General features: G+C 40.2%; 14 protein-coding genes. 3 read left to right on the top strand and 11 right to left on the bottom strand.

Features of this window, described 5'->3' with window-relative positions:
- Positions 1–33: 33 nt before the first annotated feature.
- From HUS61_RS01780 to HUS61_RS01765, 4 genes are read right to left on the bottom strand one after another with little or no spacing between them, the layout of a single operon-like run.
- Positions 34–606 (bottom strand): tRNA-(ms[2]io[6]A)-hydroxylase, encoded by a 573-nt coding sequence (locus HUS61_RS01780; protein WP_058585009.1) that lies wholly within the window; start codon positions 604–606, stop codon positions 34–36.
- 45 nt (positions 607–651) lie between these two features.
- Entirely contained in the window at positions 652–1,284 is a 633-nt protein-coding gene (locus HUS61_RS01775; protein ID WP_175081930.1) for a sulfotransferase, read from the bottom strand.
- Positions 1,281–2,183: an ABC transporter substrate-binding protein gene (locus HUS61_RS01770; protein WP_175081929.1), complete on the bottom strand. Its 903-nt coding sequence runs from the start codon at positions 2,181–2,183 to the stop codon at positions 1,281–1,283. The genes HUS61_RS01775 and HUS61_RS01770 overlap by 4 nt, the downstream gene beginning before the upstream one ends.
- A gap of 1 nt (position 2,184) precedes the next feature.
- Positions 2,185–2,559 carry an MAPEG family protein gene (locus HUS61_RS01765; protein ID WP_054561465.1) on the bottom strand — a complete coding sequence of 125 codons (375 nt, stop codon included), beginning with the start codon at positions 2,557–2,559 and terminating at the stop codon, positions 2,185–2,187.
- 119 nt (positions 2,560–2,678) lie between these two features.
- On the opposite strand from HUS61_RS01765, the gene HUS61_RS01760 reads away from it, so the two are divergent.
- Positions 2,679–4,031, top strand: a complete 1,353-nt coding sequence (locus HUS61_RS01760; RefSeq protein WP_175081928.1) for a DUF2254 domain-containing protein — start codon at positions 2,679–2,681, stop codon at positions 4,029–4,031.
- 6 nt (positions 4,032–4,037) lie between these two features.
- Here the strand turns inward: HUS61_RS01760 and HUS61_RS01755 are convergent, their stop codons facing one another.
- The 3 genes from HUS61_RS01755 to ggt all read right to left on the bottom strand — a co-directional run bounded on the left by HUS61_RS01755 (position 4,038) and on the right by ggt (position 8,516).
- A complete protein-coding gene (locus HUS61_RS01755; RefSeq protein WP_054561463.1) occupies positions 4,038–4,754 on the bottom strand; it encodes an SIMPL domain-containing protein in 717 nt (238 codons plus the stop codon).
- A 135-nt stretch (positions 4,755–4,889) separates the two neighbouring features.
- The gene (locus tag HUS61_RS01750; RefSeq protein ID WP_175082032.1) at positions 4,890–6,584 is read right to left on the bottom strand and encodes an NAD-dependent malic enzyme; all 1,695 of its coding nucleotides are present in this window, start codon (positions 6,582–6,584) and stop codon (positions 4,890–4,892) included.
- A 174-nt stretch (positions 6,585–6,758) separates the two neighbouring features.
- Positions 6,759–8,516, bottom strand: coding sequence for a gamma-glutamyltransferase (gene ggt / locus HUS61_RS01745; protein WP_175081927.1), 1,758 nt, complete (start codon positions 8,514–8,516; stop codon positions 6,759–6,761).
- An 85-nt stretch (positions 8,517–8,601) separates the two neighbouring features.
- Here ggt and rrtA point away from each other — a divergent pair, with 85 nt between their 5' ends.
- Positions 8,602–9,186: a rhombosortase gene (gene rrtA / locus HUS61_RS01740; RefSeq protein ID WP_175081926.1), complete on the top strand. Its 585-nt coding sequence runs from the start codon at positions 8,602–8,604 to the stop codon at positions 9,184–9,186.
- A 52-nt stretch (positions 9,187–9,238) separates the two neighbouring features.
- The gene (locus HUS61_RS01735; RefSeq protein ID WP_175081925.1) at positions 9,239–9,832 is read left to right on the top strand and encodes a hypothetical protein; all 594 of its coding nucleotides are present in this window, start codon (positions 9,239–9,241) and stop codon (positions 9,830–9,832) included.
- Positions 9,833–9,901: 69 nt separating this feature from the next.
- Here the strand turns inward: HUS61_RS01735 and HUS61_RS01730 are convergent, their stop codons facing one another.
- From HUS61_RS01730 to HUS61_RS01715, 4 genes are all read right to left on the bottom strand, one after another.
- Positions 9,902–12,394 carry a prolyl oligopeptidase family serine peptidase gene (locus HUS61_RS01730; protein WP_062565354.1) on the bottom strand — a complete coding sequence of 831 codons (2,493 nt, stop codon included), beginning with the start codon at positions 12,392–12,394 and terminating at the stop codon, positions 9,902–9,904.
- A gap of 105 nt (positions 12,395–12,499) precedes the next feature.
- Positions 12,500–13,663 (bottom strand): endonuclease/exonuclease/phosphatase family protein, encoded by a 1,164-nt coding sequence (locus HUS61_RS01725; protein WP_175081924.1) that lies wholly within the window; start codon positions 13,661–13,663, stop codon positions 12,500–12,502.
- Positions 13,660–14,592: a YeiH family protein gene (locus tag HUS61_RS01720; protein WP_054561457.1), complete on the bottom strand. Its 933-nt coding sequence runs from the start codon at positions 14,590–14,592 to the stop codon at positions 13,660–13,662. The genes HUS61_RS01725 and HUS61_RS01720 overlap by 4 nt, the downstream gene beginning before the upstream one ends.
- Positions 14,589–14,777 carry a DUF2798 domain-containing protein gene (locus HUS61_RS01715; protein ID WP_228482543.1) on the bottom strand — a complete coding sequence of 63 codons (189 nt, stop codon included), beginning with the start codon at positions 14,775–14,777 and terminating at the stop codon, positions 14,589–14,591. The genes HUS61_RS01720 and HUS61_RS01715 overlap by 4 nt, the downstream gene beginning before the upstream one ends.
- Positions 14,778–14,823: the final 46 nt, after the last annotated feature.

Below are 14,823 nucleotides of genomic sequence, written 5' to 3'. Positions count from 1 at the left end.
TTAGGCTAAAAGGCCTAATACACAAGCATCACACTAGTGAAGCGCTGCTGTAAACGGAATATTTTTACAGATTTCGGCTTCTGCGATAAGGATTTCTTCAAGGCGTGTATCAACCTCTTGCTTATCGAAATACTCGTAGGCAAGCTCGACGAATAAGTTTTTATGTTTTTCTTCTGATTTAGCAATCGCGACATAAAACTCTTTTTCTTTGCCTGCAGGTAAGGCTTCTGCAACAAGCGAAAAGCGCTCGTGTCCGCGAGCTTCAATAACGCCTGCTACTAATAAACGGTCCATTAAAAATTCATCACGACCATTTCTAAATACCGCACGAATTTGTTTGATGTAAGGATCTTTTTGGTCATTACCAAGAGATACATCACGTTCCATTAATAGCTTTAAAACTTGCTTAAAGTGAATCATTTCTTCCAGTGCTAAGTCTGTCATGGCTTTAACAAGCTTACGACGGTCTGGGTAATGAGAAAGCATAGACATAGCCATACCAGAGGCTTTTTTCTCTGCTGCAGCATGATCTTGTAAAAAGGTATCGAAATCAGCTAAGACACCTTCTGTCCATTCAAATGGCGTGTGGTATTTCAATTCAAACATGATAAGGAACAACTAAACTTATAATGGCGGCGATTTTAACGTATTTTACGTGTGATTATAACCAAGAGATTTATCAATTTTACCACTTCGGGTCGATGACACTTTATCGGGATGTTTTATATCATTCCACGCTGTGACCTTACCGCCTATATTAAGCTGTTTAAAGCTAATTGGCTGCTCGGTATTTAAAAACTGCTGTAGTAACTGCGGGCTGTTTGGATCAGCTACATCCAGTGTTAATAACTGCTGTTCACGGCCTTTAAAATAATCTGCTACCTGCTGTTGATGGCGGTTATAACACGCTGTTAAGTATTCATCAGATTCTAAATCTGCAAAGCTGTAATGGCCAAATACATCGAGGTAACAGCGCTTTAAATGGATATTAAAGCCACCATCTGGGCGCATTAAATTAGTGTGCATACGTGTTAATAACTGCCTAATAGAAGGCAGCCACTTAGTTAAATCGCGCTCAAGGTTGATAAAACGGCTATTTGCAAAATGTTTATCAAGTAACTCGTATTCGCTAAATACCGGAGTATCGGCAATAACGTCTGCGGTTGTAATTGCTTGTTGGGTATAGGCTGTGTGGGCGGTTTTATATCCGAGTTGTAAAAAGCTGTTACAGATACTGGTTGTGCCGGTTCGTGGTAAACCGATTATAAATATTTTAGAGCTCATGGCACCTGATCAAATGATAACCACAGCGATTTGTCGTTGACTGGGGTTAACCTTGGTAAATCATAATTGCGCAATTCTATAACAATTTTGTCGTGTAGGTGGGCGTTTTTAATAATTTCGCCGTTGTACTTATCAAAAAGCTCATCAAACTCACCGCTCTTACGCATAATTTTTAAGCCTTTATTAACTGCTTTGGCTATTTCTGGGTCGTTCTTATTAAAGAAAAAATAAATTGGGCTTTTATATTTAAGCATTAACTGAGGAAGTACTGCTAACGACATTTGGTTTTTGAATACTGCATATTCGTCATTGATTTCGAGGATAGATCGAGGAAATAAATCGCCACGCCCCCTTTCAAGCATGACAAACAAAAACTCTAAATCTAACGAGGTAGAAACTACTAAGCCATTATCGCGCAATATTTTGGTATCTGGCCAATCCTGACCTTGTAAAAAGTAAATGTGTTTTAAATCATCTAAGGTTTTTAGCTGACTTAAGTGCGCTAGATTTTGCTCGTTAATGAACATAACTCGCCAACCAAACAAGCCTTTGAAAAGGGGCACGCGTATTGGTAATAAACGCTCTTCTCGCTCTTTATTGGTCATGGTCCAAGAAACATCAATGGTGCCTTTTTCGATTTCTTTTAAAACACGATTTTGCCCTAACACTTCTGCCGCAGGGGTAAGTGTATATCTATAACCACTTCTTTTTAATGCTGTTTTAAGTAAAAGAAACGGGTAATAATTATCCTCAATGAGGCTTGGCATGGTTTTAGGATAAATAATATTGAGTGTTGCTGGAGGGATAGTTATTTCTTTTTTGCCATTGATTGTTTTTACTTCAGCTACGCTTGAAATCGAGAATAACAAAAGTAGTAAAGTAAAAACAACCTTCTGCATATTAGAATACCTGTGTAACTAATAACATCACGGCACTGATCAACATAGTTAAGAAAGTTAGCATCATCCCTAATACACGTAATTTCATCAGATTATCAGCGAGTGCATAACTATGACAAAAACGGCCAGCCAAGAGCATTGCCCCTAAAATATAGCAATAATGGCTTGGAAGACCTTGGTACTCTAATAAAAATAGCATAATCAATGAAAATGGCACATATTCAATGAAATTAGCGTGAGCACGTATTGCCGCTTGTAGGCTAGCATCGCCACCATCACCTAGGGAAATGCGCTTTGCTTTACGCAGTTTAATTACACGAAAGCTAAGTTGAATGTATAAAATGGCCAAAATGGCAGCAAACGTTGAAACAATCACAGTTTTTCCAATTTTTATTTAAAGTTAGACGCTTAGCACTGTTTATTGCTAGGCTGTTAAGTAAGTAGTTAGGTTAGCTCAGTATGATATTTAATGTCTAACAGTTCTTAAGGAAGTGCATGTTTACGCCAAGAAAAATCGCCGATAACTACCGCGAGATGATCAGTAGTATCGGTTTTTACCCTTCATTGCTCTCTGTGGTGTTTTTATTATTTGGTTTAATAACCACAGCGGTCGAGTATTCGTCATTATCTATGGAATTTAAAAAGCTCATTGGCGTGTTACTGGTAGATAGCGAAGAGAACGCCCGAACCATCCTCAGTACACTTGCAGGCAGCATTATCTCGCTAACGGTTTTTAGCTTTTCTATGGTTATGGTGGTGCTTAATAGTGCCAGTGCCAGCCTCTCACCGCGTGTGTTACCTGGGCTTATTACCCGTAAATCACACCAATTAGTGCTAGGGTTTTATCTTGGCAGTATCATCTACACCATATTAATGCTGATAAACATACGCACCATTGGCGATGGCGACATGGGTATTCCGTCGCTCGGTATCTTTTTTTCTTTGGTGTTTGGTTTAATTTCGTTGGGCTTTTTTGTGTTTTTTATTCACTCAATTTCAAAAGCCATTCAGGTCGATAATGTACTAAACGACTTGTTTAAAAATACCAAAAGCGAGCTTAAATGCATAATTGACATGCAACAAGAAAACCCTGTTGAACATTTTCCTGAGTTTGATGACTGGCATAGTGTTAAAAGTAAAACAGAAGGCTATTTTAAGGGCGCTCATACCGACAAATTGTGCGCCTTGTGCCAACAGCACGGTATTAAAATTTATATTTCGGTTAAGCAAGGTTTCTTTACGGTTAAAGGTTACCCGTTTTTAAAGTGTGATACTGACTTATCTGACAAACCAGAGCTGGTAGAGCAATTACTAGACTGCTTTATCTTTTATATCGAAGAGTATATTAGCGATCATTACCGCTACGGTATGACACAAATTTCAGAAATCGCTGTAAAAGCTATGAGCCCGGGTATTAACGATCCCGGTACTGCGGTAAAAGCCATTGATATGTTGAGTATATTGCTTATATTGCGTTTAGAAATTTACGATGTGAACTACTCGCTTAAACGATGCCAGAACAATCAACCACACTTGTTTATACACGAAACGTCATTTGATGAACTACTGCATGATAACTTTACGCCAATTCGTAACTACGCAAAAAATGACGCCTATGTAATGGTTAACGTGCTTGAGGCATTTAAAAACATATTGTTTAGAGCATCTGATAACGAGAAAGCAACAGATAGCCTGTTTGTTTACTTAGAGGCGATTATTGAAGATATAGATACGCATATTAGTAATGAGTACGACCGAGAACAAATTACTAATATGCTAAAAGCGATTGCTCGTATTTCAGAGCAGCAAGGTGAAAAATTGCTGGCAAGGTTTGTCAGCAATCAATAACTGAATTTAGTTTTCGATTAGATAAACCGCATAACTGCTTGCAGTAATTGTAAGCTCACCACCGTTGTATGCATCAGGTACATAGTTATCTGGTGCAGCTTCTGCCATAACCATTTTGCTGGCACGCATATAAGGTTGGCTACCTGTATCGAGAGGGCTACTTGATGCAGTATATAGGCCTTTAAGTTCAACCCCATAGTCACTGGCAAATTCTTTTGCAGCAGCACGAGCATCTTTAATAGCAAGCTTTTGCGCTTTCTTTTGTAGCTCTTCGTACTTGCTTGATACAAACTGAGTTTGATTGATCTCATTAATACCCGAGTTCACAAGTTGCTGAAGCATAATCGGGTATTTTTTAATATCAGTTAACGTAACAGACAAACTACGCGTTACTCTGTAGCCTACAAAGTTTTGCTTACCTGTTTCGCGGTTATATTCTGTTTGTCGATGAATTGAGATATTAGAGGCATAAATGCCCTTTTCTTCTACACCTTGGCTTTTAGCAAGCTTAATTGCTTTCGCCATGGTTGCATCGGCTTTGTTCTTAGCGGCAATTAAATCTTTATCTACTTCAACAATACCGACTGTCAGTTTAACGTTATCTGGGATTGCTTTAACCGTTGCGTTACCTTGAATATAAATATGTGGCGCATCAGGTGTTGCTTCTGCTAACGCATTAAAACTTAGCGCGGCGGCCATAGCGGTAAAAACTAACTTACGCATAATACTGTTCCTTAATTTAAAACTCCGTTCATTATCACCTTAAAGGGTTAATTGAATATGAACAACCCCTGTTATCCAGATATAAAAAAACAGGCTTTAAAAGCCTGTTTTTTCAAATACTAAATACGTTATAGCTTAGATACTACGACGCTTGTAGTTACGGTATTCTGGAAGCCAATAGTTTTTCTCAATGGCTGCCCATAGTGCTTCATCACTCAACTCAAGTGCCACACCTTCTTCCATCGCTTTTTTCGCTACTGCAAATGCAATACGCTTACTTAACGATTGGATTTCAGTGAGTGCAGGTAATAAGCTGCCTTTACCAGTGTTTGCACGTGGTGAAGACTCAGCCAGTGTTTCACTTGATACAATCAACATTGCATCTGTGATGCGAGTTGCTTTAGCAGCAATTACACCTAAACCAATACCCGGGAAAATGTAGCTATTGTTACATTGTGGGATTGGGAACGTTTGACCGTTATACTCAACCGGATCAAATGGGCTACCAGAGGCAACAATTGCTTGACCGTCTGTCCATTCGATTACATCAGAAGGAAGTGCCTCAACTTGCTTAGACGGATTACTTAACGGGAAGATAATCGGTTGTGGGCAAGATGCGTGCATTGCACGAATAACTTGTTCTGTGAATAAACCAGGTTGGCCAGATACACCAATTAGGATGTCTGGTTGTGCACAGTGCATTACATCTAATAACGATGCGTACTCACCGCTGTATGTCCACTCGCTTAAACCATCTTTAGATTGGCAAAGTGCTTGTTGGAAGTCACGTAAGCCTTCCATACCTTCAGTAAGCAGACCAAAACGGTCAACCATGAAGATTTGAGAACGCGCTTGCTCATCACTAATGCCTTCAGCAACCATAGTACTGATAATTTGCTCTGCAATACCACAACCCGCAGAGCCTGCACCAACAAACACAACTTTTTGATCAGAAAGCTTCGCGCCTTTAACACGACATGCAGCTAGTAAAGAACCTACAGTAACCGCAGCAGTACCTTGAATATCATCGTTAAAACTACAGATTTCATCGCGGTAACGTTTTAGTAATGGCATGGCATTTGGTTGTGCAAAGTCTTCGAACTGAAGTAACACACTTGGCCAACGACGTTTAACGGCTTTAATGAATAGATCTAAAAATTCGTCATACTCTTCTTGAGAAATACGTTTATGACGTGCACCCATGTACATAGGGTCGTTAAGAAGTTTTTCGTTGTTAGTACCAACATCAATCATTACTGGTAACGTATAAGCTGGGCTAATACCACCACATGCTGTGTAAAGTGATAATTTACCAATTGGAATACCCATACCACCAATACCTTGGTCACCCAAACCAAGAATACGCTCACCGTCAGTCACAACGATAACTTTTACTTTACCTTTAGTCGCGTTACGTAAAATATCATCGATTTGGAAACGATCTTCGTAAGAAATAAATAGACCACGGGCACTGCGGTAAATGTCTGAGAACTTTTCACAAGCATCGCCTACCGTTGGTGTGTAGATAATTGGCATCATTTCTTCAAGATGATCACGCACTAAACGGTAGTAAAGTGTTTCGTTGTTATCTTGAATAGCACGTAGGTAGATGTGCTTATTTAAATTATCGCTAAAGCTTGAATACTGTTGGTAACAACGCTCAACTTGTTCTTCGATCGTTTCATAACGCGGTGGCAGTAAACCGGCTAAGTTGAAATTTTCCCTTTCTTTTTGTGAAAAAGCACTGCCTTTATTTAATAGTGGCGTTTCGATCAGACCTGGGCCTGAATAAGGAATATAAAGATAATTTGGATCGGTATTTGTAGTCATATTTCCAAGCTTTGATGCGTCATAATTATGACCTGACATTATTACTCTTGAAAGCGAAATTGCAATGACAATTCACCTTGTCAGACCATTGAAGAAAATGAATTTTATGCTCTAAATAGCATAGCGGATAGTATACATGAAAACTCAGCAGCTTTAAGGCTGCTGAGCTTGTTTTTAGTGGCTTTTATCACTTAAAGCGATGCCTTCGCGGCGTGGATCGGCTGCGCCATAAAGTTTACCGTCTTTAACTTCAACAGCATGTAAACCAGAGTTTAAATCTAGGATACGAACTGTGTGTCCGCGGTTAACAAAATCAGCTTCGGCGTTGGCAAGTTCAGTGCCCTTTTCGAGGCTTGTGTAATTATTACGATTAGTAATGCGCGGTAAGTTAATAGCTGTTTGTGCATCTAGGTTCCAATCAAGCACACCTACAACCACTTGAGCTACATAATCAATGATACGGCTACCACCCGGTGAACCAACCACTAAACGTAAGCTGCCGTCTTTGTTAAACACCATGACTGGCGACATTGAACTACGCGGGCGTTTACCCGCTTCAACGCGATTAGCTAATGGCTTACCATTTTTGGTAGGTGATAAAGCAAAGTCTGTTAGTTGATTGTTTAAAATATACCCGTTCACCATTACTGTTGAACCAAACGCCATTTCGATAGAGCTGGTCATCGATACCGCATTACCTTGGCTATCAACAATCGATACATGGGTGGTTGATGGTAACTCGTATGCATCATCTTGCGCGTACGCAAGTGAGTTTGGCGGTGTGCCAGCTTCGGCGTGAGCGTCTTTTTCAGAAATAAGCTTTGCACGACCTGCAAGGTAGTTTTTATCTAATAAACCTTGAGTTGGGATTGGCATAAAGTCAGGATCGCCCATATACACGTTACGATCAGCAAATGCTAAACGCGATGCTTGTGTAAAGTAATGCAGCGCCTGTACTGAGTTTGGTTTAAGTTTAGCCATGTCTTTATGTTCAAGTAAGGCTAAAATCTGTAATACAGCTACACCACCACTACTTGGTGGTGCCATTGAACATACTTCGTATTGGCGATAATCAACACACACAGGTGCGCGCTCTTTGCTTTTGTAATTAGCTAAGTCTTCAACCGTTAAAGTACCCGGTGCAACTGCAGAGTTTTGCACTGCATGCACAAGTTCTTTGGCATTTTCACCTTTATAGAAAGCATCAATGCCTTGTTTCGCTATATCTTTATAAAGCGCGGCAAGTTCAGGGTTCTTTTTAACCGTACCTACAGCAAGCGGTTTACCATCAGGGAAAAAGTAGTCACGAATAACAGGTAGCTTAGTAACCCCTGGGTTTAACTCTTTAGCCAATAATTGATGTAAACGCGGCGACACAATAAAGCCTTTATCAGCCAGTTCAATGGCAGGGCCAAACAAGGTTTGCCATTCTAACTTACCGTAACGTTTATGGGCTGTGGCAAAAGCGTCTAAAATACCTGGAACACCAACAGAACGACCACCTACAACGGCTTCAATCCATTTTACGGCTTTACCGTGCTTATCTAAAAATAGTGTTTCATCAGCATTGCTTGGAGCCGTTTCGCGGCCATCAAAGCTGGTTAGGCTTTTGGTTTTGCTGTCGAAGTACATCATAAATGTACCACCACCGATACCCGATGATTGCGGTTCTACCAGTGTCAGTACTAATTGCGTTGCAATGGCTGCATCAACTGCTGAGCCGCCTAGCTCAAGCATTTTTTGCCCAGCTTTTACTGCATAAGGGTTTGCTGCTGCGACCATGTACTTATCGCCTTCAACAACCTGTTTATGAGCAAAGCCTGTAGCAGCTTCAGGTTCGCGAGTTTCAATTTTTGCAGGAGTTGCAAAAATAGCCGTTGAATAAATTAATGAGGTGGACAGAGCTAACAGCGCTTTGGTTTTGAATAACATAAATAAACTTAATCCCGTAGTGTATTTGGCATCTTAAAATTAAACGTGCACAATAGGCGACAATCTCAGATACAACAAAAATAACATGATAAACCTGCCCCTGAAACTAGAATATATTCTGCCGCCATTGTGTTTAGTAATACTAAGTTCCTTATTTGCTACTTTTAACTTAAATGAATATCTCGAATTTAACCGTGAGTTAGTTGCAAATGGTGAATTTTGGCGCATTTTCACTAGTCAATTTGTACACGCAAATTGGCCCCATTTAGGCTTAAATTGTGCCGGAATTTTATTAATTTGGGCTCTACACGCTGAACATACAAGCCCTACTCGCTATGCGTTTAATATTGCCACTCTTGCATTATGGTGTGGCTTAGGTGTGTGGCTATTTTGCCCAGATATCCAAATTTACACCGGGTTAAGTGCCCTATTGCACGGTGTGATCATTTGGGGTGCAGTTAAAGATGTACAAGCAGGCATGTTTTCAGGCTGGTTATTGTTTGCTGGTACTTGGGCTAAAGTGATTTGGGAGCAAATAGCAGGCCCGGGTGAATCGGTGAGTCAGCTAATCGCCTCTAATGTTGCCATTGATGCCCACTTTATTGGCGCAATTGGCGGCACACTGTTGGCTTTGCCTGTCTTTATAAAAATAATAAAAAAGCGCGGGTAACCTTACTCGCTCTTTACAACTGCTCTTTGTTAACTAGAAAAAGGAATTTTAAATGAATGAAAATAAAGGAGATATTTACCTTCGCATTATCCTATTTTGCCTTTACGGGCCTCTATTGGCTGGGCTATTTGGCCAATTGGTAAACTTAAAATTTGTTTCACCAACGTTTATGGCAAGCCTTGATAATATCTATTACACCATAGTATTTTGCTCACTTTGTATTGGGTTTTGTCTGTTGTTAGCAAAATACAGAATCGTTAAAGAATCGTTTAAGAATAAAATTATTGCTCATTTGACCCTTATTCTTAGTATTTTGTATTCATGCTTAATGTTCTTTGGTATTGGTTTACTTTTATTATTCAACAACATGTTTAACTCAAATACTGATTACGTTCACCAAGAACAGGCATTTGAATATCGCACCTTTTATGTCTACACATCAGACCCTGGAGCTTTTGGAACTGCTCACCATTATGTGTATTTAAAGTGCCCTGCTTCGTTTAATCGCTATGAATTGGAGTTAATAGCTAATCTATCATGGATGAAAGACTATAAAATGAGTTTAGAGGGTGATAGTTTAATTTTTGAAAACGACTCAGAGCAAGGTAAGACAGTACTTAATGTGAGTGAATTTCATTGCAAATAACCCCTTTTGGATAAATTCTATTACAAACAAAAACAGCCACTTTAAGTGGCTGTTTTTTTACGCTATTGATTAAAGCGTTTCTTTAAATAGCTTATGAATACGGCGATATTCATCTAACCAGCTTGATGGTTGTACAAAACCATGTGGCTCAACTGGGAAGATAGCTGTTTCAAAGTTTTCTTTTTCTAGCTCAATTAAGCGCTGTACTAAGCGTACTGAGTCTTGGAAGAATACATTGTCATCAACCATAGGCGCATTAATTAATAAATGGCTCTTAAGACCTTCAGCAAAGTAAATTGGTGAGCTCTTTTCATAAGCAATTGGGTCAACATCTGGGTGGTTTAAGATGTTAGACGTATAAGGACCATTGTAGTGAGCCCAATCAGTTACCGGACGAAGTGCAGCACCTGCTTTGAATAAATCAGGTTGTGTGAATAGCGCCATAAACGTCATGAAACCACCGTAAGAACCACCATAAGTGCCTACAGCTTGTGTATCTACGTTTGCGTTGTCTGCCATCCAGCTTACGCCGTCTGCTAAATCTTGGATCTCAGGTGTACCCATTTGACGGTAAATAGCTGTACGCCAATCACGGCCGTAACCCTTCGATGCACGGTAGTCCATGTCCATTACTACATAGCCTTCTGAAGCAAGTAGAGAGTGGAACATAAACTCACGGAAGTAACCAGACCAACCCATGTGTGAGTTTTGTAGGTAACCAGCGCCGTGGTTAAAGATAACTGCTTTACGGTTTTTACCTGTTTCGCCTTCTTTATAATCAGCAGGGTAATATACTTTCGCGTAAATTGGCTGATCAGTGTGGCTTGAAGGCACAGCAACAATCTTAGGTGCGATTAACTTCTTCGCTAAGAACTCATCAGATACTGTATGCGTTAACTGAGTTGCTTGGGTGTTTGCTTTTGCATCAGCAACATAAAGCTCAGGCGGCGACATAATTTTTGAGTGAGTTAGCAATAGTTTGCTTTCATCTGGGCTTAACTGGTAATCAGTCATACCATCAAGGTTTGTTACTTGCTCAGATTCACCGTTTGCAGGGTTTACACGATAGATTTCGTAAAGACCTGGGTGCTCAACGTTTGCTTTGTAGTAAATCGCTGAGTTATCAGCCGTTAACGTTAAGTTAGAAACAACAAATTGGCCTTTAGTAAGCTGCGTTGCTTTACCATTAAGTGGCTTTTTATAAATATGGCTGTAACCAGACTCTTCTGATAGGTAGTAAAGCGTGTCTGAGTTGTTCAACCAGCCAAAATCATTGTATGCATAGTTAACCCACGCATCGTCATGAAGACGGTGCTGCGAAACAAGTTTATTGTTTTGTGTATCAACAGTGGCTAACCAACGGTCTTTGTTGTCCCATGCTTCTAGCATAAGAGCCACTTGTGAACCATCTGTGTTCCATTGGATTGCACTTTGGTCCCAGCCCCAATCCATCATTAAGTTGATGGCACGTGGTGCTTTTTCAGACTTGTAAGTTTTACCATCACGAGCGTAGTTTTCTTTCTTAACAGCTGCAAGTACGTCTTCATCAAAACCAGGTAAGGTATCGAATGCAAGCGTTGTTTGCTCGCCTGATTTAAGGTCAATGTAAACAACGTCTGAGCTGATTGGTTTTTCATCAGCAACACGACGGCGTACTTTTTCTGCTTTTACGCGTGCATCATCGGCAATGTAATTAGGCATGATATCGCCTTCATCGCGCCATGAACGGCTTTCTGTGGTTACTGCAACAAGTGCTTGGCCATTTGGTGAAAGCTGTACATCTGCTAAACGCTTACCTTTACCTAAATAAAACTGTGCATTAGCAATGCTGTCGTTTTGCTCGTTGATTTGTGCTTTACGCTCTTCACGATCTTTTTTGTTTTTGTGCGTCAGCGCAATGTAATCTATTAGTTTGTGCTGCTCTTTTGCAATGTAAGTGTCTGGCTCTTGTACACCTTTAGGTGCATCGTCTAGGTGCAAGTTAACTAATTCAACTTGACGACCCGTTGCTAAATCAACTTTATAAAATGCATTACCTTGGCGATATGCAAGGCTACCATCAGTTAAAAACTGTGGTTTTGATTGCTGTGCGCTATCGTGAGTGATTTGTGTAATTTGCCCAGTGCTTAGGTTTTTAACGAAGATATTACCTTCAAATGCATAAGCCTGTTGCTTTTTATCTGCAGAATAAACGGCGTTTTTAGCGCCTACAGTGTGTAGTTTGTTTAACGCTAATTGTGATGCAGATTGGCTATTTACCGCTTGAACGTATAAATCGCGTAACTCATTGCCTTGTTGCTTTTGTGCATAAACGATGCTGTTAGAATCACCATTCCAGAAAGCACGCTCAGGCTGACGGCCTAACCAATCAGGGTGAGCCATTGCTTGCTCTAACGTGATTTCAGCTGACCCTGTATCAGCAGGAGTAGCAACAACTGGTGCTACATTGGTAACTTGTTCTTCAGAAGGCGTTGAGGCGGTTGATTGACAACCTGCTAGCATGAAGCTAGATGCGACTGCGAGAGCCACTAACGTTTTATTAGCAGTGGTTTTGAATTTCATAGTGCTTCTTACGGGTTATTATAATTCGCCCTATTTAAGCAGAAGCACTGATGAAATAGCAATTTTTATAGGATAAACAGCCAAAGTTTTCCGTTTAATAACAGCTTATTTTAAGCTGATATCAAGCCATACCATACGGTGATCAGATGATGCGTTACGATCTTTAATTAAACGGAACAGTTCAGAGTTTTTCTGTGGCCAAAAAACGCCACCATCGTTTATCTCAATACCATAATTTGATGGTAAAACGTAATCAGCACGAGCTTGCCAATAAGCGGTATAGTTTTTAGCGTAATCTTCTTTATACGATTCTTTAGCGCCTTTGCTTGTTGGCGTAAAAGAGGTATTCACTAATGGGTTTTTTAAAATTTGGTCCGTGGTATTCGGGCGTGCCTTACCCCCTTCTGGCGCAGCATTTAAATCACCAACAATAACAAAGCGGCTTTTCGGTTTTAAGCCACCTTTTTGACCTTTATCATCGTAAATGTAGTTAGCATTGTTGATGTAATCAGCAACTAGGCGTACTTCATCGTGGTTACGCTTACCGTTACGGTCTTCGTCACCATCAAAAACAGGCGGCGTTGGGTGCGAAGCAAGCAAATGAAACGTTTTGCCTTTTACATCTATTGGTAAATCCCAAAAAGACTTAGAACTTAGGTGAATTGCTTGCCATTCTTCAGCTGAATACCAGTCTTTACCTGTTTTAGGGTCAATAGGCATTTGTGCATTTGGCATATCTTTATATTTGAATGTTTGTAATGTACGCGCTTTATCTAAATCGATTGGGTAGCGCGACAATACGGCCATTGCATAATGCCCCTCAAAGAAGCCAAAGCCGTGTGCGTCGCCTTTGTAATGCCCCTTTACACCATCGTTGTCTAGGTCAAACTCAGTAGGTAAACCAGTGTTAACAGGTGCAATAAAGTAATACGGGTAATCGATGGCAACCTGCTTATTTTGCGATACTTGCAGGTAGTTTTTACGAAATACGTTAATGCCTTTGTCGGCATCAATATAATCAAACTCATTGAGTAAAATTACATCAGGTCTTACGCGCTGAATAATTTCGGCAATGTTGCGAATTTGCTGGTGGTTGCTCGCTAATGCTTTGCTTAAAGCATCTTTATCGATCGCCTCGCCTTTTTTAGCGTAGTTAGTTGCATCCATACTCACATTAAAGGTAGCAACACGTAAATCAGCAGCCGATACATTGTTAGCAAATAAGCCTATAGCCAGTGCTATTGAAGAAGTTAATAAAGCGTTTTTCATGAAATAAATCCGTCTACTATAAGTAGTAAAATAATACTGCTGACAATGATCCATAAGATCATCGCCATGATAAAAGGTTTAATGCCCGCTTGTTTTAAGACTGAAATAGATAAACCACTACCAATCAAAAATAAGGTCATTACTAAAACTTGTTTAGCACCAACATTGAGTGCATGCCACAGTGTTTGATACTCAGGAAAGCTCGAGTTAATTAGCGCCGCCGCTAAAAAACCAAATATAAACAATGGGATACTGGCTTTTTCATCCGATTTCCAAAACACACCCGCAATGCTTGTATAAGGGATGATCCACATCGCTCTGGTTAGTTTAATAGTTGTGGCAATAGCAAGGGCTGATGCCCCATACGCAGCGGAAGCCCCCACTACACTACTGGTGTCGTGAATAGCAAGTGCAGCCCAAACACCAAATTGTTGCTCAGTCAGACCAAAGTAATGGCCAATCATTGGGAATAACACTAAGCCAAGGGCGTTTAATAAAAACACTACAGCGAGTGAGATAGCTACTTCGTGATCTTTGGCCTTTATAACCGGCGCCATTGCTGCAATGGCGCTACCACCACAAATGGCGGTACCAAATGAAATAAGTACACCGGTGTTTTTATTTAACTTAAATAACTGAGATAAAATTTCTCCAAGGCCAATAATAGCGGTAATGCTGACAATAGTAAGCACAATAGAGCTACGCCCCACTTCTATGACTTGGTTAAAATCAACAGCAAAGCCTAAGCCAATCACCGCCAACTTTAGCATCCATTTACTTATTTTTTGTGACTGTGCTGCAAACGGGTTGCCTAATATCATGGCAAATAAAGCACCGACGACAAGTGCCGTAGCAGAGCCAACAAATGGTAATGCTGATACTAAAAATAGTGCAATAAATAGAAACTGCTTTGGGCGTTCGGCTATCACAACGGCGCTCTGATAAGTTTATTGGTTAGCTTATGCACCACAGGTGCAACAAAAATAACGGTAGGAAATGCCACACAAAATGCAAAAGCCCATGCTTTAAGCCAAATGGTTGCAATGTTATCGATTAAACCAACGTTAAAAATGCTGATCACTAAAGACATAAATCCAGACATAAACAGCGCCATGAAGAACGCAAATACGACTGTTCTAAATCGAGGATGTAACATAACG

The sequence above is a fragment of the Pseudoalteromonas sp. 0802 genome (assembly GCF_013350085.1).
Lineage (GTDB): Bacteria > Pseudomonadota > Gammaproteobacteria > Enterobacterales > Alteromonadaceae > Pseudoalteromonas.
Note: the sequence above shows the minus strand (reverse complement) of the source record. Positions and strands in the feature narration are given on the sequence as shown.